This window comes from Streptomyces sp. SAS_270 (assembly GCF_052543295.1).
This window is the reverse complement of record NZ_JBMNDS010000094.1, coordinates 14,469-38,751: the sequence shown is the minus strand read 5'-3', so window position 1 is coordinate 38,751 and position 24,283 is coordinate 14,469. Positions and strand designations below refer to the sequence as shown.

The following is a 24,283-nucleotide window of genomic DNA, read 5'->3' as shown; positions in this document are numbered from 1 at the left end:
CCCCCCCCCCCCCCCCCCCCCCCGCGGTGGTCAGGAGTTGTCGAGCGGCAGTCCGGGCGGGTTGACCTCGGACTTGGCTACGGCCTCGTTGGAGAGGTTGTAGGCCTTGAGCCACTCGGCGTACTGACCGTTCTTGATCAGGTAGTTGATGGCGTCGGCGAGCGGCTTGGCCAGGCCGCTGTCCTTCTTCGCGGTGGCCGCGATCAGGCCCTGCAGACTCGCGCCGGCGCCGGAGTAAGTACCCGCCGTACGCGTGGCGTTGGGCGTGGTGGCCACCTGCCGGTTGTGGTAGGCGATGCCGGGGTTGGGGCCGAAGTACGCGTCGATCTTGCCGCTGGACAGGGCGAGGTAGACGCTGTTGCTGTCCTGGAAGTACTTGACGGTGAGCTTCTTGCCCTCCTTGGCCAGCTTCGCCTTCCATTCCAGGAGGATCTTCTCCTGGTTGGTGCCGGAGCCCACGGAGACCGTCTTGCCGGCGAGGTTCTCGTAGTTGCCGTCGAAGTTCCAGGTGCTCTTCTTCGGCACGGTGAAGGCGAGGTTGTCCTGCCGGTAGGAGGCGAACTCGTACTTCTTCTTGCGTTCCTCGGTGTCGGTGACGTTGGAGAAGGCCACGTCGACCTTGCCGCTGTCGATGCCGACGAAGAGGTTCTCCCAGGTGGAGTTCTTCACCTCGGGCTTGAGGCCGAGGACGGTGGCGACGAGGCGGCCGAGGTCGGGCTCGGCGCCGGTGAGGGACTTCTGGTCGCTGCCCACGTAGGCCAGCGGCGGGAAGCCGGCCGGCAGGGCGCCGATGCCGATCTCCAGCTTGCCGCTCCTCCTGACGGCGGCGGGCAGTTCGGCACTGAGGGCCTTGACCTCGGAGACCTTGACGGACGTCTGGTGGGCGGCGCCGTTGGAGACCTGGCCGATGGCGACCTCGCCGGACTTGGCGGCGGCCTGGGTGGAGGTGGCCGCGTCGCTGTTGCCACCGCAGGCGGCGAGCCCGGTGGCCAGGGAGGCGATGGCGGTCGCCGCGGTGATGCCGCGCATCAGGCCGCGTCGGGTGAACTGGGTGGGCATGGCCGTTCCTTGTCGCTGGAGATGATGAGGGTGACGTGGGGGGACGTCTACGGGGGGCGGCGGTCAGAGGACCTTGCTGAGGAAGTCCCTGGTCCGTTCGTGCCGCGGCTTGTCGAGGACCTCGGAGGGCGGGCCCTGCTCGATGATCTTGCCGCCGTCGATGAAGACGACCCGGTCGGCGATCTCGCGGGCGAAGCCGATCTCGTGGGTGACGATGACGAGGGTGGTGCCGCTGGTCGCCAGGTCCTTGATGACGGCGAGGACCTCGCCGACCAGTTCGGGGTCGAGGGCGGAGGTGGGCTCGTCGAAGAGGATGACGCCGGGGCGTAGGGCGAGGGCGCGGGCGATGGCGACGCGCTGCTGCTGGCCGCCGGAGAGCTGGCGCGGGTAGGCGCCGGTCTTGTCGGCGAGGCCGACGCGGCCGAGCAGTTCGCGGGCGAGCTCCTGGGACTCGGACTTGCTGAGCCTGCCGGTGGCAACGGGGGCGGCGGCCACGTTGTCCAGGACGGTCAGGTGCGGGAAGAGGTTGAAGTTCTGGAAGACGAAGCCGATGCGGCCGCGCTGGGTGAGGATGGCCCGCTCGCTCAGCTCCTTGAGCTGCTCGCCGTGCCGCTTCACGCCGATCGGTTCGCCGTTGATGCTGACGTAGCCGATCTCGGGCTTCTCCAGGTGGTTGATGACCCGCAGCAGGGTGGACTTGCCGGAGCCGGACGGGCCGAGGATGACGGTGACCTCGCCGGGGCGGACGGTCAGGTCGACGCCGTCCAGCACTCGGTGAGTGCCGTACCACTTGTGCACGTCGTGGACCTCGACGGTGGCGGCCTCGGCGTCCGCCAGGGCTTCGAGCGTCTTGGCGGTCATACGGCGGCCTCCCGGCGGATGCGGGCCCGCAGGTCGGTGAGACCGGTGCGGAGCTTCTGCAACGGGGTCGGCGGCAGGGCGCGGGTGGCACCGCGGGCGTAGTACCGCTCGACGTAGAACTGGACGACGGAGACGACGCTGGTCAGGATCAGATACCAGACGGTGACGACCAGCAGCAGCGGCACGATGTCGCCGGGGTAGGTGGAGCCCATGGTCTGCGCGGAGCCGAACAGGTCGAGCAGGGAGACGTAGAAGACCAGCGAGGTGCCCTTGATCAGGCCGATGAGCTGGTTGACGTAGTTCGGGACGATGGACCGCAGGGCCTGCGGAAAGACGATCCTGCGGAACTGGTAGCCCTTGGGCAGGCCGAGCGCAGCCGCCGCCTCGTGCTGGCCCTGGTCGACGGAGAGGATGCCGCCGCGGACGACCTCGGCCGCGTAGGCGGCCTCGTTGAGGCTGAGGCCGATGACGGCGACGACCATGTCGGTGGCGAGTCTCGACTCGTCGAAGGAGAAGAAGGCCGGCCCGAAGGGAACACCGATACTCACCGTCTTGTACAGGGCACTGAAGTTGTAGAGGAAGATCAGCACCACGATAAGCGGGACGGAGCGCAGCGCCCACACGTAGGTCCAGCTGACCGCGCGCAGCACGGGGCTCTTCGACAGCCGGGCCAGGGCGAGCACGATGCCGCCGATCAGGCCCAACACCGCGCTGTACGCGGCGACTTCGAGGGTGATCACGAGGCCGTCGAGGATGGTGGGCCGCAGGAACCAGTAGCTCCAGCGGTCCCACTGGTAGAAGGGGTTGGTGACCAGTCCGTGCACGAACTGGGCGATCAGGACCAGGACGACCGCGGTGGCGATCCAGCGCCCTGGCCGCCGCAGCGGCAGAACGCGCTGGGCAGTGAGGGCTTTCGACGGTTCGTCGGCGGTCGGCGCCTCGGGACGGGTGATGGTGGCACCAGGGGGTTCACTCATGGTGGGCTCCGGCTGGGTGGGTACACCCGGGAAGCGCGGCGGCATGCGGGGGCGCACACGACGGCGAGGTACCGGGGGCGGGGAGGACAACGGCACACCGCAGAGGCGGTGTTCGTCAGGGAGTGCGGGGGCTGCGGGGAGGTGTCAGCCCCGACAGCGGGCACAGCCCGGTGCGGTACACAGTGCGCTGTTCACGCGGAGCAGATCGACAGCGCGATCGGCGACGAACACGTTCGCGTACGACCGCACGCAGCCCTGGGAGCGGCGTGCGGCCGTCCTGGGAGCTGCGTACATGGCGTCACCGTCACTGTTCCGGCCCTGTGGGCCTCGCGCTTACCGAAACTTCTTCGGTCCGGTCGTCACCTGGGGCACCCCACCGCGGTGCGAGGGTTGCCGGTCAGCTAGCCAGGGCTTGTCGCTGACGCTCATGACCGTTCTGAGCCGTAGTTAAGACAATTGCCTGAACGAATGTCAACGCCGGTCCACCAGGTGGAACGGCTAACGGGCTGAGTGTGCCGCCCAGTCCAGGATCTGGACGGCTGCACCGGCGGCCTCCAGGCCATGGCAGCGGGCGTGGTGACGGCGTTCGATGCCCCCGAGGTCAAGGTGGCCGCCGAAGGCCGGATGCGCGGCCATGCGGCGGGCGTAGGCCCACAGGGTCGGATGGTCGGCGATGCGCTGGACGGCACAGGCGTCGAGGTGGTTGCGGTGCACCGTGTCGAGTTGGACCAGCGCGACCCACAACTCGACGTCAGCGGCGGTGATTTCGTCGCTGATCAGGTACGTACGTCCTTCGAGCCAGCGTTCCAGGGCGCCGAGCGTTTCCAGCAGCGTGGTCAGTTCCACGTCACGTTCCACCGGCCCGCCACCGGCCGATCCCGCGCGCTGTGCGGCCTGTTCGATGCCCTGCGCGCACATCCGCTCGACCGCCTCGATCTCCGACTCCGCGCCGCACGGGTAGAGCGAGAGACGGTCACCGCCGAAGCGGCGGTCGAGGTCGCGCATGATGTCCGGGGCATAGGTGCTGACGATCCGTCCGGACCAGTCGTCGCTGAGCACCGGCGCGACGGCCGGACCGGTGTAGCGGTGGGCGCTGGCCTCGTACAGCGACCGCAAGGCCGAGTGGCCGCCCTCGGGACTGTCGGGGACGGCCGGCAGGAAGGTGGCCGGACAGACGGTGTCCAGGCCGAGCAGGCTGTGGGTGATGGCGATGCGCAGGCCGTCGGGACAGGCGGTCGACAGATGGAGGCGGTAGCGGCCCGGAACTGCGTAGTGGCCGCTGCGTGCGTCCCGGCCGATGCGGCCCCGGAAGACGGGCGCGGCTCGGTCGGAGGCGTGGGCGGCCAGCGGTGTCACGGTCATGACTCTCCCCGGGAGCGGGCGCGGACGTACGCGCGGCGGAAGCGACGTCGGTTGAGGGAGCGGGGCTCATCCGTGCGCGCCGGAGGCGTGAGCCCCGCTCGCGGGGCGCCACCGGCACAGGATGGGCGCGGCTCAGCCCTGGGGGCTGATCGCGCTGCAGACACGCAGCAGATCGATGTGACGGCGGGAGGTCAGAAGAGGCGAACGGCTCACTCGGACGGTGACCGGCTCAACGCGCCTCATATTTTCCCTACCTATTCACTAGGATTCCCTCAGTGAGTGTCGATCCGACCGACATCGGCGTCAAGAGGGCCGTCCCGCATCGCGGACACCTCGATGGACGACGGCCCCGCTCGACACACTCAAAACGCGTCTTCGCAAGCAACCGTCGGGACGCGGCGACGGTCTCGTGTGAGGGAACTCGCACCGCATGTCCTCAGCCGGTCTAGACGCCCAAGGCGTTGTGTTCCTTCCCGTACGGGGTTCAGGGCTTGAGGCGGCCGGTGGCGAACATCGCCGCCGACCAGGCGGTCAGCGTCGCCGCCAGACCCCAGACCACGGCAAGGGCCCAGCCGGCGCTGACGTCGCCTTGGCCGAGGAACCCGATCCGTTCGACCTGGACCAGCCAGAAGACCGGGTCGAGGTGGCTCACGTAGTTCCAGAACGGCGGCAGTTGGTGGACCGAGTAGAAGACGCCGCCGAGGAAGCCCAGCGGCAGCAGGATGATCGACTCCATGGCGTAGACATGGTCGAGGGACCTGGCGTGACCGCCCGCGATCACGCCCACCTGCGCGGCGACCAGGAGCACCCCGAGCGTGCCGAACAGCAGGACGACGGGGCGGGCCGGGGTGCCGCCGTGGGTGAGCGGCAGGGCCACCGCCAGGACGCCCGCGCCCACGACGACGCCTCGAGCGACGCCGGCGCCCACCAGTGCCGCGTTGATCTCCCACCACCTGAGGGGGCTCGCGAACACGTCGTTGATGTACTGGTCCCGGCGGGCCTCGAACAGGCTGGTCGTCCCGTTGAAGAAGCCGACGTTGACGATCGCCTGGGCGAAGAGGCCGGGCACGATGAAGCTGCCGTAGCCGACGCCGTCGATCGTGTCGACATGCGAGCCGAGAGCCGATCCGAAGACCACGACGAACAGCACGGTCGACAGCACCGGGCCGACGATGCTGTAGCGCCAGATCCTCAGGAAGCGCAGGACCTCGCGCTCCAGGAACCACAGGAACGGTGAGCGCTCCGCCCGGAAGGGCTCGTCGTACGCCGGGAGGGCCCGCGTTTCGGTGCTGCTCACGAGGCCATCTCCTTGGCCGTGATCGCCCGTTCGTAGACCTCCGAGATGTCCCGGGCCGCGTACCGCTCCCGCAGCGAGGCGGCGGAGCCGCGGTCGACGATCCGGCCCGCACGCAGCAGCGCGATCTCGTCGCACAAGGTCTCCGCCTCCTCCAGGTAGTGCGTCGTCAGCAGGATGGTGGTGCCGGCCGCGTTGAGGCCCTTGACGACGCGCCAGATCTCCGAGCGCAGCTCGACGTCGACGCCTGCCGTCGGCTCGTCGAGGATGAGCAGGCGGGGGCGGTGCATGAGGGCCCGCGCGAGGACGAGGCGGCGTTGCATGCCGCCGGAGAGTTCGTAGGCGCGTACGTCGGCCTTGTCGTCGAGGCGGAACAGGGCGAGCAGTTCGTCCGCGCGCCGGGCGGCCGCCTTCCGGCCGATGCCGTGGTATCCGGCGTGGTAGACCAGGATCTGCCGGATGGACAGGAACCGGTCGACGTTGATCTCCTGCGCAGCCAGACCCAGCAGTCTGCGGGCCTGACGGCTGCGGTGGTCGTGGCCGAAGACGGAGAGGGTGCCGGCGGTGGGGCGCACGATGTTGCACACCGAGCCGATCAGCGTGGTCTTCCCGGCGCCGTTCGGGCCGAGCAGCCCGAAGAACGCGCCATCCGGTATCTCCAGGTCGAGCCCGTTCACCGCGGTGAAGCCGTCCTTGTACGTCTTGCGCAGACCCTCGACCCGCAGCGCGGGCGGACTCCCGCCGCTTCGGGAAGTGGAAGCGGCGGGAGTCGCGAGCAGGTCAGCCATGGGAAGCGGGCCGGCCGTGGGAAGCGGATCAGGCCCGGAAAGCGGATCAGCCATGGAACTGGTTCGCAGGCACCGGGAGCCCGTAGTGCTCGCGCAGGGTCGTGCCTTCGTACTCCTCGCGGAACAACCCCTTGCCGCGCAGGATCGGCAGGACGTGCTCGACGAAGGCCGCCAGGCCCGACGGCAGCGCGGGGGCCATGATGTTGAAGCCGTCCGCGGCTCCGCCCTCGAACCAGGCGATGATCGTGTCCGCCACCTGCTCGGGTGTGCCGATGAACTCGAAGTGACCGCGGCCGCCCCCGAGCCGGGAGATGACCTGCCGGACCGTCAGCCGCTCGCGCACCGCGAGATCGATGATCAGGTCGGAACGGCTCTGCGAGCCCTCCAGCTTCGGCCTCGCCAGGATGAACTCCGGTAGCGGCTGGTCGAGTTCGAAGACCGACGGCTCCGTCTCGAACACCGCGGCCAGCTGGCGCAGCCCGTACTCCGGGACGCGCAGCTCGTCGAACTGCCGAGCAAGCGCCCGGGCCTCCTCCTCGGTCGACCCGATGTACGGGACGATGCCCGGCAGGACGATGACGCCGTCCGGGTCGCGCCCCACGGCCCTGGTCCGTGCCTTGATGTCGGCGTAGAAACCGGCCGCGCGCTCGTACGTCGTGTGGGCGGTGAAGATCGCCTCGGCGTGGCGGGCCGCGAAGTCCTTGCCGTCCTCCGAGGAGCCGGCCTGGACGAGCAGCGGGTAACCCTGCGGCGGGCGCTCGACGTTGAGGGGTCCGGCCACCTTGAAGTACCCGCCCTCATGGCCGAGCCGGTGCAGCCGCGCGGGGTCGGCGTAGCGTCCCGCGGCCTTGTCCGCGACGACGGCCTCGGACTCCCAGCTGTCCCACAGCGCCTTGGCGACCTTCAGGAACTCGTCGGCCCGGGCGTAGCGTTCGGCGTGGTCGGGGCGGTTGTCGAGGCCGAAGTTGGCGGCCTCGTCGGCCCCGGCAGAGGTGACGATGTTCCAGCCGGCGCGACCGCCGCTGACGTGGTCGACGGACGCGAGCCGCCGGGCCAGGTTGTACGGCTCGTTGTACGTCGACGAGACAGTCGCGATGAGGCCGATCCTGCTGGTCGCCTGAGACAGCGCGGTCAGCAGGGTCAGCGGCTCCAACTGGCCCGGAGGCCGGAACTCGCCGGTACCGATGAGCGCCGGGCCGTCCGCGAGGAACAGCGAGTCGAACTTGGCGCTCTCCGCCAGCTGGGCCAGTTCGATCCAGTGCCGCAGGTCGAAGTCCGCCCGGGGATTGCTGTGCGGCAGCCGCCACGCCGCCTCGTGGTGACCCGCTTCCATGAGGAAGGCGTTGAGGTGCAGCCGCCGTCTCTCGCTCATGACGTGACCTTCAGCTTCGAGCTGTCGTAACCGGCCGGGAGGAGGTTGTCGGTGATCGACTTGACGTCGACCTTCTTGGTGATCTGGCCGGCCTCCAGGAAGACGTCGGCGAGCTTCTGCTCCAGCTCGATGTCCGCCTGCTCCACCGGAGTCACCCGGTTCGAGTAGGCGGCCAGGGACGCCTTGGCGTCAGCCAGCGGGATGCCCTGCTCCTTCGAGAGGGCCTGCGCGTATTCGTCCGGGTTCTTGACGGCCCAGGCGAACTCTCGCGACAGCCTCTTCAGGACGTCCGTGAGAGCCGCACGCTTGGTCTTGTCACTCAGCGACTTGTCGGTTGCCACGTAGTAGCTGCTGGTCTGGTCGATCGGCGGGAGGCCTTTCACCAGGATGCGCGCGCCGTTCTTGACCGCGATCGCCGACTGCGGGTTCCAGATCGACCAGGCGTCCACCTTGCCGGTGTTGAACGCCGTCGCGCTGGCCGCCGGGTCGAGGAAGACCAGCTTCGCGTCCTTGGGGCCCAGGCCGACGCTTTTCAGCGCGTTCAGGGCCAGACCGTGCGCCGAGCTGCCCTGCGGAACCGCGATCTTCTTGCCCTTGAGGTCGGCGGCCGTCTTCAGCTTCGAGCCCTTGGGCACGATGATGTTCTCCACGGCCTGGTCGGGCGTGAGCGAGCGGTTGACGGCGACGACCTTGAAGCCGTACTCCTTCGCGGCGCCGGTGATCGGCGGTACGTCGCCGACGCTGCCGAGGTCGATGTCGCCCGACGCGGCGGCCTGCACGAGCGGCGGACCGTAGGTGAAGCGGGCGAACTTCACCTTGTAGGGCGCGTTGTCGAACACGCCGGTCCGCTCCGCCAAGGCCTCGCTGCCATCACCACTGTTGTCGCCGATGGTGAAGGTGTACTTGCTCCACTCGGGGTGCTTGGCGTTGCTCGCGTCCGCGGCGTTGCTCAGCGGCGCGGTGGTGTCCGACGAGGATCCGCAGGCGACGAGGGTGCTCGCGAGGGCGAGCGAACCGACGGCGCCGATGAGTCTGGTCGTTCTTCTTCGCATGGTGACAGTGCTTTCTGTGCAGGGTGAGGGAGTTCGGGGAGGTCAGTGGTGGCCGGCGAGGCCGAGGTCCGCCAGCAGTCGGGCACGGAGTTCCTCGCGTGCGACGCTCGCCTCACGGTCCGCGGCGGAGAGGTCCACCTCGTGCGAGCTGCCGATACGGCCACTGCTCATGACGACGATGCGGTCCGCCAGCGCGATCGCCTCGTCGACGTCATGGGTGACGAGCAGCATGGCCGCCTGATGCTTGGTCCGCAGCGCCCGTACGAGGTCGTGCATGCGCAGCCGTGTGATCGCGTCAAGGGCGGCGAACGGCTCGTCGAGAAGGACGAGTTCGGGCTCCGATACCAGCGCGCGGGCAAGTGACACCCGCTGGGCCTCGCCGCCGGAGAGCTCCTTGGGCCACGCCTTCTCACGGCCCGAGAGCCCGACCTCGGCGAGCACGTCGCGGGCCCGCTGCTCCGCGTCGGATCCGTGAAGGCCGAGCGTGACGTTGCGCAGGACGCGTTGCCATGGCAGCAGCCGGTCGGCCTGGAAGACGATCGCACGCCGTGCCGGGACCTCCACGCGCCCGCCGTCGGGCCGGTCCAGGCCGGCAAGCAGACGCAGCAGGGTGCTCTTGCCGCAGCCCGAGGGGCCGAGCAGGATCACCAACTCCTCGTCGGCGATGGTGAGGTCGAGGTGGTCGAGCACCACCCGGTCACCGAACTGACGGACCACCTGCTCGACGACGACGCCGGTCTGCCGACGGGGCTCGGTCGCGATCGTGCCGCTCATGACGCCTCATAACTGGGTCGCCACCGCAGCAGCACCCGCTCGAGAGCCCGGACGAACTGGTCGGCGATCAGACCGAGGAGCGAGTAGATCACCAGCCCCACGAAGACCTGGTTGGTCTGGAGATACGTCTGCCCCTGAGTGATGAGGAAGCCAAGTCCCTGGTCCGCGTTGACCGTTTCGGCGGCGACCAGGCCCAGGACGCTGTAGGCGAGGGAGAACCGCAGGCCGACCAGGAATCCCGGCAGGGCTCCGGGCACCAGCACGCGCGTCACCAGGCGCCACGTTCCCGCGCCCGTCGTGCGCGCCATCTCGATCAGCCGCTGGTCGACGCCCCGGATCGCGGCGAACAGGTTGAGATACATCGGGACACCGGCACCGAAGGAGATCAGCAGCACCTTCGTGAGCTCGTCGATGCCGAACCACACGATCATCAACGGCAGCACCGCGAGGAGGGGGATCGTGTTGAGCACCTGCACGAGGCCGTTGAACAGGTACTCTCCGCTGCGCAGGAGCCCGCCGAGTACCCCCGTCACGATGCCCACGGTCAGACCGATCGCGAGACCGATGCCGGCCCGCTGCAGCGAGATGGCCAAGTCCGGCCCGAGGACGCCCTGTTGCCACAGATCGGCGGCAGATTTCACGATCGACGTCGGCGCGGGGGCGTAGGTCTTCGACACCGCTCCGGCCCGGGCGAGGATTTCCCAGGCAAGGAGGAGCGCGACCGGGGTCGTGTAGATGCCCAGCGGCCAGCGCAGCCGCTCGCGGAGTGTGTCGAGCAGCGTCCGGCCTCGGGCGTCGCGCGGCAGGAACACCTCGCGTTCCCGCGCGCTTGTCGTCTCGGCGTCCGGGGACTTCGTGAGGGCCGGCGCCTTGAGGCTGACCTCGGTCATGCCGCCACCGCCAGCACGCTGCTGTAGTGCGAGGCGTCGCCGACGAGCTGTTCGCTGCGGCGGCCGTCGACGCCGGTCGGTACCTCTCCTGCGATCGTCACCCGGTTGAGGCGGCGCGGGTGGTCGTCGTAGTTGTCCACCGCGTAGTGCTGGGTGATGCGGTTGTCGAAGATGAGCAGCTGGTTCGGGGACCAGGTCCAGCTGAGGATGTTCTCCGGGCGGGTCACGTACGACTGGAGGATGCGCAGCAGATCGGCCGAGTCGCTGCTCGACAGGCCGACGATCCGCTTGGCGAACCCGCCGATGAACAGCCCGCGTTCGCCGGTGAGCGGATGGACTCGCACGACCGGGTGCTCGGCCTCGTAGGGCGTCGAGACGAAGGCCCGGTCGTACTCCTGTCGCTGCGCCGTCGTGGCTGCGGAGCGCGCGTAGTCGTACTGGTTGGTGTGCACGACCCGCAGCGTGTTCGCGAGGGAGCGCAGCGCTTCGGGCAGGTCGCGGTAGGCCGCGGCGGCGTTGGCGATGAGCGTCTGACCGCCATAGGGCGTGGTCACGATGGACCGGAGCGTGGTGAGCTGCGGCGGGTTGACCACGAAGGTGACGTCCGTGTGCCACTCGTTGGCCTTGGACGTCGCGCTGTCGACGGCGAGGACATTCGTCGTGCCGTCGGCTGCCGGCACGTTCGGGTGGGCGGTGGTGAGGTCGCCGAACCACCCCGCCACACGCTCCTGACCGGCGTTGTCGAGGTCGACGTCGGCGAAGACGATCGACTTGTGCTCGTTGAGGGCGTCACGCAGCGCCGTGACCGTCGAGTAGTCGGGCGGCGCCGCGAAGTCGACGCCCTCGACGACCGCGCCGATGCGGCCGGTGAGTTTTCGGATGGACAGAGTCATGAGGGGATCCCTCCCGGGCAGATGGGCACGCCAAGGGGTGCTGGGGAACGGGGAGTCGAGTGCAAGGGGTTGGTACTGCGCAGGAGTGGTCGACCACGCGGAACACCGGGCTGGGCCGGCCGGAGAGAAGACCCGTGGTCGCAGAAGACGCGTGGTCGCAGGACCGCTACAGCCGCGTTCTCAGCGACCGCTTCGGTGTGCGCGAACAGGCTCCCGGCTCATACGAGAAGGAGATGAGAGGCGAGGCGAGCCCTCAGGAGAGGGATACGACGATCCCTTGCCGCGTCAGCGACAACAAAACGCGCTGGAGACGTGCGCCAGATCGATGTGGCGCCGCCGAGTGAGGTCCACGCGCGGGTTCATAAGACGGGAGTTCAGCAGAGATCCGCCACGTCGGTCAATAACTTTCCGGACAGGTCTTGCATTGCGGACACGGAGAACCCCTCCGCCTGTTCGTGGAGATCGCAGAGGCCGCCGCACTTGCCCCTCACGTGCGCGTCAAGGACCGGCGTCCGCGCGCCCGCACCGGCCGGTCGCCCGCGCTCGGCCCACTGCCCTCGATCAGGAGCCTTCCACGGCCGCTTTCCTGCCCGCCGCCACCCGTGAGGTCCGCCTCGTTACCGTCCCTGATGGGCTGCCCCTGATCGGAGCGCAGCCCGGGGCGGCCATCGACGCCGAGATCGACCGCGTGACCGGCCTGCGCACCCGCCTTGCACGGCAGACGGGACGGACCTGAGCCTCCCTACGAGGCGTTGTCGCGGCTCGATCCCCTCGGGGGCCGGACTCATCGGCAGCCGTGCCCAGGCGCAGCGCGACGCGGCGGCGTCGAATGGGTCCGGTGCGCCGAGGCCCCGTACGACGGGGGGTCTCGGTGCGTGCATGGCTGCGTTGCGTCGACACTAAGGAGTCGGGGTCGCGCTGCCGGTGAGCGCTCGAAGGGTCAGCTTGTTCATCAAGGTGGCCTTCGTCGGGCGGTCGGTTCAGCGCTCTTCGGGGGCCGTGCGTCGGCGGACGTCGGTCATCAGTTTGTCCAGCAGCTCGGTGAGCGCGGTGCGTTCGCGTGTCGACAGGCAGCTGACGAGTGTGGCCTCTCGGCCGAGTACGGCATCGACGGATCGTTCGATGAGCGCGTGTCCTTCGGCTGTGAGGTTCACCAGGACGGTTCGGCGGCCGGTAGTCCCTGGTGCTCGCTGGACGAGGCCGTCGCGTTCGGCTCGGGCGACGCGCTGAGAAATGGCTCCCGCCGTCACCAGCGTCCTCAGTGCGATCTCTCGGGTGCTGAGGGTGTAGGGCGGCCCGGATCGGCGGATGACGGACAGCAGGTCGAGAGTGGCTGCGTCGATCCTCGCCTCTCGCAGCACCCGGTTGCGGTCGTCGGCGAAGAGCTTGGCCAGCCGCCAGATGGGGGTGACGATCTCGATCGATTCGGTCGGGGTGCCTGGTCGTTCCCGTCGCCAGGCCGCGGCGATCTCGTCGGCGGAATGGGCAGGCGCAGGGTCCCCTGATGTGATGGCGGCGTCGGCCACGGTGCGATCCCCTGTCATCGTCAGCTACGTTTAGGCCTAAACGTAGCAGTGAGCAGGAGGATCCTTGACCCGCACCGTGCTCGTCACCGGAGGCACCAGCGGCATCGGCCGCGCCATCGCCCAAAGGTTCGCCGCCGACCAGGCAGAGGTCTTCATCACCGGCCGCACCCCCGAGACCGTAGAACAAACCGCCAAAGAGCTGAGGGTGCACGGCGTCGTGTGCGACGCGGCCGACTCCGGGCAGGTCGAGGCGCTTGCCGCGCGGCTCAACGAGCTGGACGTACTGGTCAACGCCGCCGGCGGCTTGCCTCAGGCAACCTCTGGTGAAGGATCAGCACTGGAGGTGTTGCTCGCCCAGTGGCATGCCAACCTGGCACAGAACCTACTCACTGCGGTGCTGACCACGACCTCGGTCCAGGACAAGCTCACCAGGGGCAGCTCAATCATCAGCATCGGGTCGATCGGTGCCGAGCGCCGAGGCGGGTCCTACGGAGCAGCCAAAGCCGCTCTGGGCGCATGGAACGCTTCGCTGTCCGCCGAGCTCGCTCCCAAGGGTGTCACCTGCAACGTCGTCTCCGCGGGCTACATCGCCGACACCAACTTCTTCCACGGTCAGCTCAGCGACGAACGCCGTAGCGCTCTTTTGGAGGAGACACACAACAAGCGACCGGGCACGGTTGACGACATCGCCCAGACGGCCTACTTCCTCGCCTCCCAAGGAGCCCGTCACATCACCGGCCAGACCATCCACGTCAACGGAGGCGCCTTCACCACGCGGTAACGTCAGTTGGCCATCGAACAGCGCTCTCGAACTTGATCGCTCACGAGGTAACTGCCGGAAAGTCAGGCGACCTTCGCCTGATCATGTGCTCCGACCAAGGACACACTCGCAGCCGAGACTCTGCTGCCTGCCGGGTAGCGGCAGGCCGGGGATGCCGACCGAGCGTGAGGTGACACGGCGTCGATGCTCCGGCAGGGCGGAGCAGATCACAGCGCTACGGAGCGGTGGGCCGCGATCAACACCTCCTCTCGAAGCGCTGCGGGTACCGGGCCAATGGTCTCCATGGCCGGATCAAAAAGCACACCCGGAAAGATGCGTCGCCCATGGGTCGCAGCGGGTGATACGCCCATGCGCCCATGGCCGACCTTGACATTGACAGGGGCGGACGACGTACGTTGAACGGGAAAGTTCCTGACAGGTGGAGGCTTTGATGCACGTACTGGGCGCGGCACCGCGCGGTGCGTGCACCGGTGCGCGGCTCATCACCCGGCGGCATGTCGACTACTGCCGCACCTCCTCCGCCGTCTGTCCTTCCGTACACGCCTGACCCCTGCCGGCCAGTCCCGCCGGCTGTCTCGTCGTGGCCTGTGGCCGCGAGTTCGCGTGTTTTCGTGTTCCCGGAAGGAACCCCATGTCCGGCCCCGCCCTGCGCCTCGCCGTCGAGATCGACGGCGACGGAGCCCACCCCGCGGCCTGGCGCCGCGCCGCCCACTCCCCCGATCAGCTGCTCACCCCGCGCCGTGTGGCCCGGGTCGCCGCCATCGCCGAGAACGCCGGGTTCACCCTGATCACCCTGGACGACGGCGTGCTGCCCGGGGCCGCACCGGATCCGGTGGGCCGTATCGGCGCGGTGGAGCGGGCGGCCTTCGTCGCGGCATCCACGAGCTCCATCGGGATCGCACCTGTAGTCCCGGTGACGTATGCCGAACCCTTCCATGTCTCCAGCCAGTTGGCGTCCCTGGACCACATCTCCGCCGGTCGCGCCGGGTGGGTGGTCACGGAGGAGGAGCGTCCCGAGGCAGCCCGCGCCTGGGGCCGCCCCTTGGTCGCCGATGCCGACGCACAGGCGCGGGAGTCCGGGGACGGGGTGGAGGTGGCCCGCGCCCTGTGGGACTCGTGGGAGGACGACGCGGTCATCCGGTCCCTGGCCACCAGCCGCTATCTCGACCGGGAAACGGCTCCACTACATCGACTTCTCCAGTGACACGTATGCCGTCAAGGGACCGGCGATCGTGCCGCGCCCGCCGCAGGGGCAGCTCGTCGTCCTGGGCCCGCCTTCGCCGACGCCAGGAACGGCTGTCTGATGCGCCGCGGGTTCACGATCTCGCGGATCCCGTGCGCGGCCTGACGACAGCCGAGTTCGTCGTGGAGGAACCTACCGTCCCACTACCGCTGTCCGGCTGGTCGAACGCCAGTTGACAGGCCGTCAGTTGGTGCTAGCTTTCGCTTCGTCAAGTGCTGATTTGTCATGTACTGGTTCATCGAGGAAGGTGTTCGATGGAGAGTCACAGGATGACGCGCCGGTCGGTGTTGACCGTGACGGCGGGGATGGCAGCGTTGGGTTCCGGGGTGTTCACGGGAACGGCCGAGGCGGCGACAGGGGCGACGGCACAAGCGGCCGCCGCCGCCCCGCCGACCGGGACCGTGCGAGTGTTCTGGCTCAAGCCCTCGGATGTCGCATTCGACCAGCGGTACCCCGATGGCATCACCGGCGTGATGAAGGAGGCGCAGCGCTTCTACCGGCAGGAACTCGGCGTGACGTTCAGGCTGAACACGCCGGCCGTGGAGGTGGTCAATGGTGACCACCAGCGGGCCTGGTACGAGAACACCCCGAACGGCGACGACCGGTACTGGTGGGTGGTCTTCAACATGCAGCAGGAGCTGCTGGCCAAGTTCGGTCTCGGCGCCCCGGACCCGCGCTGGCTGTGCGTCGGCGAGATCAGCGCCGAGGGCGAGGGCTCCGGTGGCGGCGGTGGCGGCGGTTGGGTGGTCCTCAGCGGCCACGACGCCGACGCCCCCCCCGGGACCGGCGGCGCCATGAACCGGTGGTACGGCGGCATGGTGCACGAGCTCGGCCATGCTTTGGGCCTGCCCGACTCCACGCACACCGACGGCACGCCGATGTCCGCGTCGTTCTACGACTACCCGAACTGCCACTTCAGCCAGGACCAGAAGAACAGGATCCGGAGCGGCCCGTACGGCAGCTTCCTGTCCTGAGATGCCGCTGCGCGCGTGCGACCTGCGCGATCAGTTCCTCCGCGATCGGTTCCTTCGCGATCGGGCGATCAGTTCCTCCGCGATCGGTTTCTTCGCGAGGGTGACCAGGTGGTCATGACACTGCCTGCCGTCAGATTCGCGGAGCCGGCGAGTGCCCAGTACGTCCGCGTCGCCCGGTCACCTCTCGAGCACGACAGCGAGGCCCTGGCCGACGCCGATGCAGATTGCCACGACTGCGATGCCGCCACCCCGGCGGGCGAGTTCGTGGGCCGCGTGGCCGATGATGCGTCCCCCGGATGCTCCGAGCGGGTGGCCCATCGCGATCGCGCCTCCGTGCGTGTTCACCTTCTTCGGGTCGAGGTCGCTCCACAGCCGCAGACAGGCGAGCGACTGCGCTGCGAAGGCTTCGTTCAGCTCGACCAGGTCGACGTCGGCCCATGTGCGCCCGGCGCGGGCGAGTGCGCGGTTGGCCGCCTCGACGGGAGCGACGCCGAAGATGTCGGGGTCGTTGCCGAAGGCCGCGCGGCCGGCGATGCGGGCGAGGGGTTCGCTGTCGAGCACACCCTCGCGTGCGACGAGCACGGCGGAGGCGCCGTCGTTGATGGGCGAGGAGTTCCCGGCGGTCACCGTGCCGCCCGCGGCGAACACCGGGCGCAAGCCGGCGAGTACCTCGACGGTGGATTCGTCACGGATGCTCTCGTCGCGGACGAGGTGGTGGCCGTCGACTTGGACGATCTCGCGGTCGAAGGTACCGTCCGCCCATGCTTGGGCGGCCAGGCGATGGCTGCGCGCCGCGAGCGCGTCCTGCTCCTCACGTGAGATCCGGTGGATTCCGGCAAGCTTTTCGGCAGTCTCGCCATTGGAGATCGTCCATTCCGTCGGCAGGCGAGGGTTGACCATGCGCCATCCGATCGACGTGTTCCACATCGTGTGGTTGCCCGCGGGGAAGGGCTTGGTGTTCTTCTCGACGACGTACGGTGCGCGGCTCATCGATTCCACGCCGCCCGCGAGCACGATGTCGGCGTCTCCGGCCTCGACGGCTCGCGAGGCCTGGATGACGGCCTCGACCGAGGACCCGCACAGGCGGTTGACCGTGACTCCTGGGACTGACGTGGGGAAGCCGGCGAGCAGCGCGCCGAAACGTGCGACGTCGCGGTTGTCCTCGCCCGCCTGGTTCGCATCGCCGAAAATCACGTCGTCGATGCGCGCGGGATCAAGGCCTGTGCGCTCGACGGCTGCGCGCATGACGATCGCGGCGAGGTCGTCGGGGCGCACGTCGGCGAGGGCCTTGCCGTACCGTCCGAAGGGGGTACGCACGGCGTCGTACACGAAGCTCGCGGGCATGTCAGTTGCCTTCCAGGGATGCCGCAGCGTCGGTGACGTCGGCGAGGTTGAGGCCGGTCAGGGCGGCTAGGGAGTCCACCGTGTTGTCGCCGAACGTCTCGCGCACGCGCAGTCCGTCGGGTGTGACATCGAATATCGCGTGATCGGTGTAGATGCGGGTCACGCAGCGCACTCCGGTCAGCGGGTAGGTGCAGGCGGCGACGAGTTTCGGTGTGTCCTGCTTGGTGAGCAGGTCGGTCATCACATAGACCGCCTTCGCGCCGATCGCGAGATCCATCGCTCCGCCGACGGCGGGAATCGCGCCGGGCTCGCCGGTGGACCAGTTCGCGAGATCACCGGTTTCCGACACCTGGAAGGCGCCCAGCACACACACGTCCAGGTGTCCGCCGCGCATCATCGCGAAGGAGTCGGCGTGGTGGAAGTACGCCGAGCCCGGCAGCGCAGTTACTGGCTGCTTGCCGGCGTTGATCAGGTCGGGGTCGACGGTGCCGGGCTCGGGTGCGGGGCCCATGCCGAGCATCCCGTTCTCGGTGTGCAGAACGACCTCCGTGTCGTCCGGCAGGTAGTTGGCCACAAGGGTGGGGGCGCCGATACCGAGATTGACGACCGATCCCTCGGGGATGTCGGCCGCGATGCGACGAGCGAGGTCGGTGCGGGTGATGCGCGTGCTCATCGGCTCTCCTCCTGTGCCAGCGGGCTCCCCTCGATGTCGACGCCGCCGGCGAACACGCCTTCGTCGAGCCAGCGGCGTTCTCCCACGGCGACGACGTGGTCGATGAAGATGCCGGGCGTCACCACGGTCTCGGGGTCGATGGCCCCGAGCGGCACGATCTGGTCGACCTGGGCGATGGTGGTCGCCGCCGCGGCCGCCATGATCGGGCCGAAGTTGCGGGCGGTCGCGCGGTAGACAAGGTTGCCCCAGCGGTCGGCGCGCAGGGCGCTGATCAGGGCGACGTCGGCTCGGATCGGGTACTCGAGCACATAGTCGCGGCCGTCGATCGTGCGCAGCTCCTTGCCCTCGGCGAGCTGCGTGCCGACGCCCGTGGGTGAGAAGAACGCGCCGATACCCGCCCCTGCGGCGCGGATGCGTTCGGCGAGATTTCCCTGTGGCACGAGCTCCAGCTCGATTTCCTTCGCGCGGTAGAGACCGTCGAACACCCACGAGTCACTTTGCCTCGGGAACGAACAGATGATCTTCCGTACCCTTCGCGCCGCGAGAAGCGCGGCAAGGCCCGTGTTTCCGTTGCCTGCGTTGTTGTTGACGACGGTCAGGTCGCCTGCGCCATGGGAAATGAGCGCGTCGATCAGCTCCACCGGCTGACCCGCGCGGCCAAATCCACCAATCATGACGGTGGCGCCGTCGCGGATCCCTGAGACGGCGGCTGCGGTGTCCGTGACGGTCTTGTCGATCATTGTTCCTCCACGCGTTCGGGCATCGCGCGACCTCTCAAGCGATTTCACATGGCCGGCCCGCGTGGTGACAGTGCACGTCGACCGACATCATCTGACGCAGGCATAGCCTTTATGCTTATGTCATATCACAGCGTGGGCGTCCTGGGCAGGCTCGACGAGCGTGAAGTGCAGCGCCCCCTCGGCCAGCCGCCGGACAGGTCGTGAGCGAACGCCGGGCAGGTGGCCGAGCACGGCCGGGGCAGGGGCGCCCATCACCCGCGCGTCGAACGCACAGCATCGCCGTTCGGGTCCTTTTCGGCGGCGATCCCGTCCTCCTCGCCAATGAGGACTGGAGCTAATAAGCTATGCCTATGTCTCAACTTGCGAGCGAACGCTACACCGACCGCATCGCCACCGGACCGCTCGTCCTCGTCCAGGAGGTCTTGAACACTCGCGCCGCCGGCAAGCCCGCGCTTGAGGACCTGCTCTCGACGCCGGATTCCGCGACGTCGTGGCTCTCCGGCGCGCTGGGCGAATGGAGTCGACGTACCGGGGCGCAGGCGCCGGCGATCGAGGTCGATGAACCGGGGCTGGTGCGGCTTCAGCAGCTACGCGCGTCGCTGCAGATGACCGTGTCGGGTGCAGTGCGTGACACTCCGGTCCGATCCGCGCCGAAGGGGGTGAGCGGCGCGCTCGAGGTGCGGATCGACGCCGATGGCGTCTTCTCGCTGGCGCCGCGCGGCAGGGACGTCCCGTGGGTGGTCGCGGCCGTGCTCAACGAGATCACGAACGCCCAACTGACAGATACGTGGCGTCGTTTGAAGATGTGCCGTAACCGGGTCTGCTCGGTTGCCTTCTATGACGGCACGAACCCCAACAACGGCGCCTGGCATGACGTGCGCATCTGCGGTAACGCCGTGAACCTTCGGGCCTCGCGGCAGCGTCGGGCCGCCGCGCGCTCGTAGCGCGCCGCAGGCGCCCGACCGGCGCGCCGACTACTCAGCCCTTCGCCGCCCGACAGGAGCCCCACAGCGCACCGGGATTGATACGCGACGGGTAACGCTCCAGCATGTACTCGTAGAGTTCGAGGGTGCTGCCGGTGCGACGCACCCCGCTGTTGAAATCGAGAATGTAGCGGCGGGTCTCCTCGATGTGACGCGGATCGTCGTCGGCGGCCGGATCCTTGTGGCCCGCGACGATCGCGGTCGGCGCCAGCGCCTCGACCGTGTCGAGAGCCCTCAGCCACTCGGCTCGCCCGTCTGCGTCCGATGCCGCGAGCATGAGGTGCACGTTGTTGTAGATCACGTCGCCTGCGACGACCAGCCCCAGATCGGGAACGTGCAGGCAGGTGGTGTTGTCGCTGTCGGTGTGTCCCAGGCGGACCGGGCGGACCTCCGCCCCGCCCACCCTCAGGACCTCACCCTCGAGCGGTTCGGCGAGCACCAGTTGCTCAGGGATCTGCTCGGGGAACCAGGCGCGCCAGACCGCCTTGAGGACCTCGGGCGAGGACTGGTAGGCCATGTCCTCGACGACCTCGGGCAGCGCGAAGGCGCGCGCACCGGGGTACTGCTGCAGAACGGCTCCGAGACCGAACCAGTGGTCCCCGTGGCCGTGCGTGACGTACACGCTCGTCACCGGGGCGTCACGCTCGCTGAGCCACCGCAGCAGGTCCTTTGACTGCGCGATGGTGAAGAGCGGATCCACCAGCAGCGCCTCTCCCCCGTTCGAGATGAGGATGCTCGAAGTCGGTGACCAGGAACGCTCGCCCAGATCAGGCGGCACGTCGGAGTTGGTGGTCGGCATGCCGTCCGCGATGTGTACGGCGTAGGTCAAAGCGTTCGACGTCATTTGGTGGACTCCTCGGATTCTCGGGTGGCCGCTTCCGCTCCGGCCGGAACGCGGAGGAAGCCGGCAGGCCGGCCCTCATTCCGTCGATCACAGAGCGATGACATTGACGCAAGCATAGACCCTATGCTTACGTCATAGTGCTCGCGTCGACCAAGAATCTCGAGAGCCACTGGCTCCGATTCGTCGCCGCAGGAGAGCGATCGTCAAAGGAGACACGAGATGAACAGCCCAGCGACGAAGGCGCCGACCGCGGTGCTCGTCCACGGATACCTGGACGACGGCGCCATCTGGAACAGCGTCCGCACCGTCCTCGCCGAGCGGTCGATCCCCTCGATCGCGTTCGAGCTCGCCGGCATGGGTGCGCGCGCCTCGGACCACGGGCCGTTCACGCTCACCCGCTGGGCCGACGACCTCGAGAACGTCGTGCGCGCGACGGAGGGCCCCGTCGTGCTCGTCGGCCACAGCATGGGAAGCCAGATCGCCGAACTCGTCGCCGCTCGCCTGGCCGGGCAGGTGCGCTCGCTCGTCCTGGTCAACCCGATCCCGCTCGCGGGCACTCACCTTCCGCCGGAACAGATCGCCCCCTTCCAGGCACCCGATCTCGGACTCGACGCACAGCGTGCCTTCCGCGACGCGCTCGCCACCGCGTTCCCGGCCGAGGAAAATGACCGGCTCGCCCAAGTGACGCTGCACATCGACCCGTCGACGATCTCCGACACGGCGACGGCATGGAACAACGGCCACCCTGACGGACAGCAGCCCAGCAAGTTCCACGGGAGCGTCACCGTCCTGCGCGGCGAGAACGACCCCTTCGTCACGGAAGAGATCGTCTCCTCGTATGTCGCGCCCCGCTTCCCGGGCGCCGCCTCGCAGACGGTCTCCGACACGGGTCACTGGGCGCACGCCGAGAACCCGGCGGCGGTCGCCGCCGTCATCGGCACGGTCGTCGAGGCGACCGCGTCGGGCTCCGCCGACGGCCGCCCGGCCAAGGCCTGGACGGCCGCGTTCGAGCAGCGCACCCAGGACTCCTTCGCGGCGGCGCTCTCGCCGAACGTGCGGATGGAGGCCAGCGCGCTCGCCAAGCCACTGGAGCGCAAGGAGCAGGTCGAGGCCCTTATGGCCGGGGTGAGCTCCGTGTACGAACGGCTCGAGTTCGTCCGGAAGGTGCAGGACGGTCCGCGGACGTATCTGGAGTGGGAGGCCGCCGCGTTCGGCGGCTTCGAAATGAAGGGGATCACGATCCTCACGCGTGATGACGAAGGGCTCATCACGGAGATCGCCATCCACCACCGCCCCCTCGGTGCCGTGGTGCAGATCAACGCGAAGGTCGGGGCGGCCCTGACCGCGGCCGGCCTCATCCCCGCCGAGTACTTCAACTTCACGGAAGGCGAATGACCATGACAGAACGCATCGACGTGGAGTTCACGGCGGACGGGGGCGTGACTCTGCGCGGCTGGCTGTACCTGCCGGACGTCGAGGGTGCGCACCCCGCGCTCACGATGGCCCACGGATTCGGCGCCAACCGGGAGATGGGCCTCGACCGGTACGCGCGCAAGTTCGCCGACGCCGGGTTCGTGGTGCTCGTCCACGATCACCGCACGTTCGGCGCGAGCGACGGCGAGCCCCGCAACGACGTCGACCCGTGGCGTCAGATCGAGGACTGGCGTCGCGCGATCAGCTTCCTGGAGGCTCGGCCGGAGGTCGACGCGGACCGCATCGGAGTGTGGGGTTCGAGCTTCTCGGGCGGTCATGCGATCGTGCTCGGGGCGACCGAGGCGCGGATCAAGTGTGTGGTGTCGCAGGTGCCCACCATCAGCGGATTCGAGCAGTGGCAGCGCAAGGTCTCGCCGGATCGCATCGCCGCCTTCGAGCTCGCCCAGGCCGAGAACGAACGCGCCCTGGCCGCCGGCGGTGAACTGCGGTACCAGACCTCCATCGGCGACGATCCGGCCGACCCGGCCCTGTACAGCAGCCCGGACGCAGTGCGCTTCTACCACGACCTGGTTCCGCCGGGCCGCGAGAACAACACGGTGACCCTGCGCTCCAGCCGGGCCGCGCGGCTGTACGAGCCGGGCGGGTGGATCGCCCGGGTCTCGCCCAAGCCGCTCATGATGATCGTCGAGACCGGAGAGACGGTGGTCCCGGCAGACATCCAGCTGGCCGCCTTCGAGCGTGCGCTGGCCCCGAAGGAGCTGGTGCTGCTGCCCGGCGGGCACTTCGACGCCTACAAGGTGCACTTCGAGGAATCCAGCGGCGCCGCGCTGTCGTGGTTCCGCACCCACCTCGACCCGGACGCGGCCTCGACCGACTCGTGAAGCGGAGGCGGTTCCGGCTGCTGCTGGAACCGCCTCCCCAGGCGGGTGGCCGATGCGACACGTCGACGTAACCATGCTGCCGCCCCTGTCAGTTCGGCCGGCGCCGGAGATCCGGGCCGGCCGACATGAAACAGAACGAGACCAGCGACCGCGCCTCGACCGGGCGTCGGCTCAACTGTGCGCGGATGCCGCGGGTCGGACGACGTACTGGCGCAGATACAGGTCGCGGTAGGTGACGGGGCCGCGAGGGCCGGGGACCCGGTCGATGTTGATGCCGGTTTCCGGCAGGCGCAGGAGCTTGAAGCCGTCGAGGAGGCGTGTGGTGGAGTTCCAGAAGACGCCTGAGCCACCGTAGGCGTCCATGAACTGGGCCGCGGTGTCCGGGTCGTGTGTGGCGATGGCAGCGGCCAGTCCGGAGGTCTCCTCGTTGGCGATCCGTGCCGCCTGGACCGGGCCGTCCGCCTCGTCGATCGTCACCGTCGCTGCGTTCTCGGAGTCCAGGGACCACTCGTAACCGCGCGCGTGGGTGTGCGGCGGCAGCGATGCCGCAATGCCCAGGCCTTCGAGGGTCTTCACAATGCCCGGAAGCAGCTTGTCGTGGACGGCCCGGTCGATGAGGAGAAGATTGAGCCGGTTGCAGACGCCCAGCCGGTCCAGGCTGCTGGTGACCAGCTCGTGCACCAGCTTCTCGTCGGCGTCCCGGGCCACATACAGCACTCCGCCGCCGTCCGCGTGGGCCAGCGTGCGCACACCGTGGCGGGCGGCCTCGCGACCGAGTTCCCGGGTGCTTTCGCCGCTGCCGCGCAGGATGACCAGGGGGATGGTCTCGGGCAGCGACACCAGCGCGTACGCCGCCGACCGGTCCTCGCTCGGCACCAGCTGGATGGCGTCCGGGTCCAGTCCCGCGTCGGTGAGAGCGGGCGTGACCACGTGAGTGATCAGGGCCTGGGAGGAGCGCAGGGCCGCCGAACCGGTGCGCAGCACGCCGCCGTTGCGGGACTTGAGGAACTGCGAGGCGACGTCGAGTGTCACATTCGGACGCGCCTCGAAGTTCGCGCCGATGACCCCCACGGGGCGGCGGCGCTCCAGCAGGACCAGGCCGTCGGGACGCTCCTCGAGGACGGTGTCCCGCGGCTCGTGCGGCACGTCCGCCAGCGCACGCAACGCCTCGGCCATCTCCTCCAGTCGAGGGCCGGTCAGCCGCAGGCGATCCTGTAGTGCCGCCGACATCCCGCTTGCGGCGGCCGATCGCAGGTCTTCCTGATTCGCCGCTGTCAGCACGTCGCGTGCCGTCTGCAGCCGCTCCGCCATGGCTCGCAGCGCGGTGTCGATCTCCACGTCCGACGCCCTGGCCAAGGCCGCCGAGCCCTGCGTCGCCCGTACGGCGCAGGCGTGAACCGCCTCCTGGACAGAGCGGGGCACGCTCATCTCGTTCCTGCTCACATCGGTCCCTTCATGGTCCAGGCGCACTACTCGGCACATGGTCGACAGGAGGATCGTTCAACAATCTTCGAGCGCTGCCACTGTAAACCGCCCGG

The 24,283-nt window shown here is 68.8% G+C and carries 23 protein-coding genes, 1 pseudogene and 1 riboswitch; of the genes and pseudogenes, 6 read left to right on the top strand and 18 right to left on the bottom strand.

The genetic code is table 11. The features are described from left to right. Positions 1 to 30: 30 nt before the first annotated feature. The 13 genes from ACN6LB_RS39555 to ACN6LB_RS39495 all read right to left on the bottom strand — a co-directional run bounded on the left by ACN6LB_RS39555 (position 31) and on the right by ACN6LB_RS39495 (position 12,866). On the bottom strand, positions 31 to 1,059 hold the full coding sequence (locus tag ACN6LB_RS39555; RefSeq protein WP_445030089.1) for a transporter substrate-binding domain-containing protein: 1,029 nt from the start codon (positions 1,057 to 1,059) through the stop codon (positions 31 to 33). A 63-nt stretch (positions 1,060 to 1,122) separates the two neighbouring features. Beyond that, positions 1,123 to 1,920: an amino acid ABC transporter ATP-binding protein gene (locus ACN6LB_RS39550; protein ID WP_445030088.1), complete on the bottom strand. Its 798-nt coding sequence runs from the start codon at positions 1,918 to 1,920 to the stop codon at positions 1,123 to 1,125. Continuing rightward, entirely contained in the window at positions 1,917 to 2,897 is a 981-nt protein-coding gene (locus tag ACN6LB_RS39545) for an amino acid ABC transporter permease (RefSeq protein ID WP_445030087.1), read from the bottom strand. The genes ACN6LB_RS39550 and ACN6LB_RS39545 overlap by 4 nt, the downstream gene beginning before the upstream one ends. A 324-nt stretch (positions 2,898 to 3,221) precedes the next feature. Further along, positions 3,222 to 3,330: riboswitch (SAM riboswitch) on the bottom strand. Between the two features lie 65 nt (positions 3,331 to 3,395). Further along, the gene (locus tag ACN6LB_RS39540; RefSeq protein WP_445030086.1) at positions 3,396 to 4,259 is read right to left on the bottom strand and encodes a glutathione S-transferase C-terminal domain-containing protein; all 864 of its coding nucleotides are present in this window, start codon (positions 4,257 to 4,259) and stop codon (positions 3,396 to 3,398) included. Between the two features lie 132 nt (positions 4,260 to 4,391). After that, positions 4,392 to 4,502, bottom strand: a complete 111-nt coding sequence (locus ACN6LB_RS39535; RefSeq protein ID WP_356137020.1) for a putative leader peptide — start codon at positions 4,500 to 4,502, stop codon at positions 4,392 to 4,394. Between the two features lie 241 nt (positions 4,503 to 4,743). Next, a complete protein-coding gene (locus tag ACN6LB_RS39530) occupies positions 4,744 to 5,556 on the bottom strand; it encodes an ABC transporter permease (protein WP_445030085.1) in 813 nt (270 codons plus the stop codon). Next, complete coding sequence (locus ACN6LB_RS39525) at positions 5,553 to 6,341, bottom strand: ABC transporter ATP-binding protein (RefSeq protein WP_356137016.1); 789 nt, start codon at positions 6,339 to 6,341, stop codon at positions 5,553 to 5,555. Before ACN6LB_RS39525 ends, ACN6LB_RS39530 begins: the two co-directional genes overlap by 4 nt. A gap of 46 nt (positions 6,342 to 6,387) precedes the next feature. After that, positions 6,388 to 7,713 carry an LLM class flavin-dependent oxidoreductase gene (locus tag ACN6LB_RS39520; protein ID WP_445030084.1) on the bottom strand — a complete coding sequence of 442 codons (1,326 nt, stop codon included), beginning with the start codon at positions 7,711 to 7,713 and terminating at the stop codon, positions 6,388 to 6,390. Beyond that, positions 7,710 to 8,765: an ABC transporter substrate-binding protein gene (locus ACN6LB_RS39515; RefSeq protein WP_445030083.1), complete on the bottom strand. Its 1,056-nt coding sequence runs from the start codon at positions 8,763 to 8,765 to the stop codon at positions 7,710 to 7,712. Before ACN6LB_RS39515 ends, ACN6LB_RS39520 begins: the two co-directional genes overlap by 4 nt. A gap of 42 nt (positions 8,766 to 8,807) precedes the next feature. Continuing rightward, on the bottom strand, positions 8,808 to 9,539 hold the full coding sequence (locus ACN6LB_RS39510; RefSeq protein ID WP_445030082.1) for an ABC transporter ATP-binding protein: 732 nt from the start codon (positions 9,537 to 9,539) through the stop codon (positions 8,808 to 8,810). Further along, the gene (locus ACN6LB_RS39505) at positions 9,536 to 10,429 is read right to left on the bottom strand and encodes an ABC transporter permease (protein ID WP_445030081.1); all 894 of its coding nucleotides are present in this window, start codon (positions 10,427 to 10,429) and stop codon (positions 9,536 to 9,538) included. The genes ACN6LB_RS39510 and ACN6LB_RS39505 overlap by 4 nt, the downstream gene beginning before the upstream one ends. Next, a complete protein-coding gene (locus tag ACN6LB_RS39500) occupies positions 10,426 to 11,322 on the bottom strand; it encodes a TauD/TfdA dioxygenase family protein (protein ID WP_445030080.1) in 897 nt (298 codons plus the stop codon). The genes ACN6LB_RS39505 and ACN6LB_RS39500 overlap by 4 nt, the downstream gene beginning before the upstream one ends. 980 nt (positions 11,323 to 12,302) lie before the next feature. After that, positions 12,303 to 12,866, bottom strand: coding sequence for a MarR family winged helix-turn-helix transcriptional regulator (locus tag ACN6LB_RS39495; RefSeq protein WP_445030079.1), 564 nt, complete (start codon positions 12,864 to 12,866; stop codon positions 12,303 to 12,305). Positions 12,867 to 12,912: 46 nt separating this feature from the next. On the opposite strand from ACN6LB_RS39495, the gene ACN6LB_RS39490 reads away from it, so the two are divergent. The 3 genes and pseudogenes from ACN6LB_RS39490 (at position 12,913) to ACN6LB_RS39480 (ending at position 15,846) form a co-directional block, all read left to right on the top strand. After that, positions 12,913 to 13,629, top strand: a complete 717-nt coding sequence (locus ACN6LB_RS39490; RefSeq protein WP_445030078.1) for an SDR family NAD(P)-dependent oxidoreductase — start codon at positions 12,913 to 12,915, stop codon at positions 13,627 to 13,629. A gap of 631 nt (positions 13,630 to 14,260) precedes the next feature. Continuing rightward, positions 14,261 to 14,918, top strand: a pseudogene (locus tag ACN6LB_RS39485) (LLM class flavin-dependent oxidoreductase); the annotation flags it as partial. Between the two features lie 223 nt (positions 14,919 to 15,141). Beyond that, entirely contained in the window at positions 15,142 to 15,846 is a 705-nt protein-coding gene (locus tag ACN6LB_RS39480; RefSeq protein WP_445030077.1) for a hypothetical protein, read from the top strand. Between the two features lie 177 nt (positions 15,847 to 16,023). On the opposite strand, the gene ACN6LB_RS39475 is transcribed toward ACN6LB_RS39480, so the two are convergent. Genes ACN6LB_RS39475 through ACN6LB_RS39465 form a run of 3 tightly spaced genes read right to left on the bottom strand, consistent with a single transcriptional unit; the run spans position 16,024 to position 18,603 of the window. Beyond that, on the bottom strand, positions 16,024 to 17,190 hold the full coding sequence (locus ACN6LB_RS39475) for a thiolase family protein (RefSeq protein ID WP_445030076.1): 1,167 nt from the start codon (positions 17,188 to 17,190) through the stop codon (positions 16,024 to 16,026). Position 17,191: 1 nt separating this feature from the next. Further along, positions 17,192 to 17,863 (bottom strand): 3-oxoacid CoA-transferase subunit B, encoded by a 672-nt coding sequence (locus ACN6LB_RS39470; protein ID WP_445030075.1) that lies wholly within the window; start codon positions 17,861 to 17,863, stop codon positions 17,192 to 17,194. Beyond that, positions 17,860 to 18,603 carry a 3-oxoacid CoA-transferase subunit A gene (locus ACN6LB_RS39465; protein WP_445030074.1) on the bottom strand — a complete coding sequence of 248 codons (744 nt, stop codon included), beginning with the start codon at positions 18,601 to 18,603 and terminating at the stop codon, positions 17,860 to 17,862. Before ACN6LB_RS39465 ends, ACN6LB_RS39470 begins: the two co-directional genes overlap by 4 nt. 350 nt (positions 18,604 to 18,953) lie before the next feature. Between ACN6LB_RS39465 and ACN6LB_RS39460 the strand changes: the two genes are divergently transcribed. Next, positions 18,954 to 19,547 carry a CGNR zinc finger domain-containing protein gene (locus tag ACN6LB_RS39460; protein WP_356136996.1) on the top strand — a complete coding sequence of 198 codons (594 nt, stop codon included), beginning with the start codon at positions 18,954 to 18,956 and terminating at the stop codon, positions 19,545 to 19,547. 34 nt (positions 19,548 to 19,581) lie between these two features. On the opposite strand, the gene ACN6LB_RS39455 is transcribed toward ACN6LB_RS39460, so the two are convergent. Continuing rightward, positions 19,582 to 20,430 carry an MBL fold metallo-hydrolase gene (locus ACN6LB_RS39455; protein ID WP_445030073.1) on the bottom strand — a complete coding sequence of 283 codons (849 nt, stop codon included), beginning with the start codon at positions 20,428 to 20,430 and terminating at the stop codon, positions 19,582 to 19,584. A gap of 219 nt (positions 20,431 to 20,649) precedes the next feature. Between ACN6LB_RS39455 and ACN6LB_RS39450 the strand changes: the two genes are divergently transcribed. After that, positions 20,650 to 21,825 (top strand): alpha/beta fold hydrolase, encoded by a 1,176-nt coding sequence (locus tag ACN6LB_RS39450; protein ID WP_445030072.1) that lies wholly within the window; start codon positions 20,650 to 20,652, stop codon positions 21,823 to 21,825. A gap of 2 nt (positions 21,826 to 21,827) precedes the next feature. Further along, positions 21,828 to 22,745, top strand: coding sequence for an alpha/beta hydrolase (locus ACN6LB_RS39445; protein ID WP_445030071.1), 918 nt, complete (start codon positions 21,828 to 21,830; stop codon positions 22,743 to 22,745). A gap of 171 nt (positions 22,746 to 22,916) precedes the next feature. On the opposite strand, the gene ACN6LB_RS39440 is transcribed toward ACN6LB_RS39445, so the two are convergent. Continuing rightward, complete coding sequence (locus tag ACN6LB_RS39440; protein ID WP_445030070.1) at positions 22,917 to 24,188, bottom strand: aldehyde dehydrogenase family protein; 1,272 nt, start codon at positions 24,186 to 24,188, stop codon at positions 22,917 to 22,919. Positions 24,189 to 24,283: the final 95 nt, after the last annotated feature.

What these genes read in the sequence shown, in the direction of transcription:
- ACN6LB_RS39555 (WP_445030089.1), bottom strand. Translation starts at nt 1,059, where the DNA reads ATGCCCACCCAGTTCACCCGACGCGGCCTGATGCGCGGCATCACCGCG.
- ACN6LB_RS39550 (WP_445030088.1), bottom strand. Translation starts at nt 1,920, where the DNA reads ATGACCGCCAAGACGCTCGAAGCCCTGGCGGACGCCGAGGCCGCCACC.
- ACN6LB_RS39545 (WP_445030087.1), bottom strand. Translation starts at nt 2,897, where the DNA reads ATGAGTGAACCCCCTGGTGCCACCATCACCCGTCCCGAGGCGCCGACC.
- ACN6LB_RS39540 (WP_445030086.1), bottom strand. Translation starts at nt 4,259, where the DNA reads ATGACCGTGACACCGCTGGCCGCCCACGCCTCCGACCGAGCCGCGCCC.
- ACN6LB_RS39535 (WP_356137020.1), bottom strand. Translation starts at nt 4,502, where the DNA reads ATGAGGCGCGTTGAGCCGGTCACCGTCCGAGTGAGCCGTTCGCCTCTT.
- ACN6LB_RS39525 (WP_356137016.1), bottom strand. Translation starts at nt 6,341, where the DNA reads ATGGCTGACCTGCTCGCGACTCCCGCCGCTTCCACTTCCCGAAGCGGC.
- ACN6LB_RS39520 (WP_445030084.1), bottom strand. Translation starts at nt 7,713, where the DNA reads ATGAGCGAGAGACGGCGGCTGCACCTCAACGCCTTCCTCATGGAAGCG.
- ACN6LB_RS39515 (WP_445030083.1), bottom strand. Translation starts at nt 8,765, where the DNA reads ATGCGAAGAAGAACGACCAGACTCATCGGCGCCGTCGGTTCGCTCGCC.
- ACN6LB_RS39510 (WP_445030082.1), bottom strand. Translation starts at nt 9,539, where the DNA reads ATGAGCGGCACGATCGCGACCGAGCCCCGTCGGCAGACCGGCGTCGTC.
- ACN6LB_RS39505 (WP_445030081.1), bottom strand. Translation starts at nt 10,429, where the DNA reads ATGACCGAGGTCAGCCTCAAGGCGCCGGCCCTCACGAAGTCCCCGGAC.
- ACN6LB_RS39500 (WP_445030080.1), bottom strand. Translation starts at nt 11,322, where the DNA reads ATGACTCTGTCCATCCGAAAACTCACCGGCCGCATCGGCGCGGTCGTC.
- ACN6LB_RS39495 (WP_445030079.1), bottom strand. Translation starts at nt 12,866, where the DNA reads ATGACAGGGGATCGCACCGTGGCCGACGCCGCCATCACATCAGGGGAC.
- ACN6LB_RS39480 (WP_445030077.1), top strand. Translation starts at nt 15,142, where the DNA reads ATGACGCGCCGGTCGGTGTTGACCGTGACGGCGGGGATGGCAGCGTTG.
- ACN6LB_RS39475 (WP_445030076.1), bottom strand. Translation starts at nt 17,190, where the DNA reads ATGCCCGCGAGCTTCGTGTACGACGCCGTGCGTACCCCCTTCGGACGG.
- ACN6LB_RS39470 (WP_445030075.1), bottom strand. Translation starts at nt 17,863, where the DNA reads ATGAGCACGCGCATCACCCGCACCGACCTCGCTCGTCGCATCGCGGCC.
- ACN6LB_RS39465 (WP_445030074.1), bottom strand. Translation starts at nt 18,603, where the DNA reads ATGATCGACAAGACCGTCACGGACACCGCAGCCGCCGTCTCAGGGATC.
- ACN6LB_RS39460 (WP_356136996.1), top strand. Translation starts at nt 18,954, where the DNA reads ATGTCTCAACTTGCGAGCGAACGCTACACCGACCGCATCGCCACCGGA.
- ACN6LB_RS39455 (WP_445030073.1), bottom strand. Translation starts at nt 20,430, where the DNA reads ATGACGTCGAACGCTTTGACCTACGCCGTACACATCGCGGACGGCATG.
- ACN6LB_RS39450 (WP_445030072.1), top strand. Translation starts at nt 20,650, where the DNA reads ATGAACAGCCCAGCGACGAAGGCGCCGACCGCGGTGCTCGTCCACGGA.
- ACN6LB_RS39445 (WP_445030071.1), top strand. Translation starts at nt 21,828, where the DNA reads ATGACAGAACGCATCGACGTGGAGTTCACGGCGGACGGGGGCGTGACT.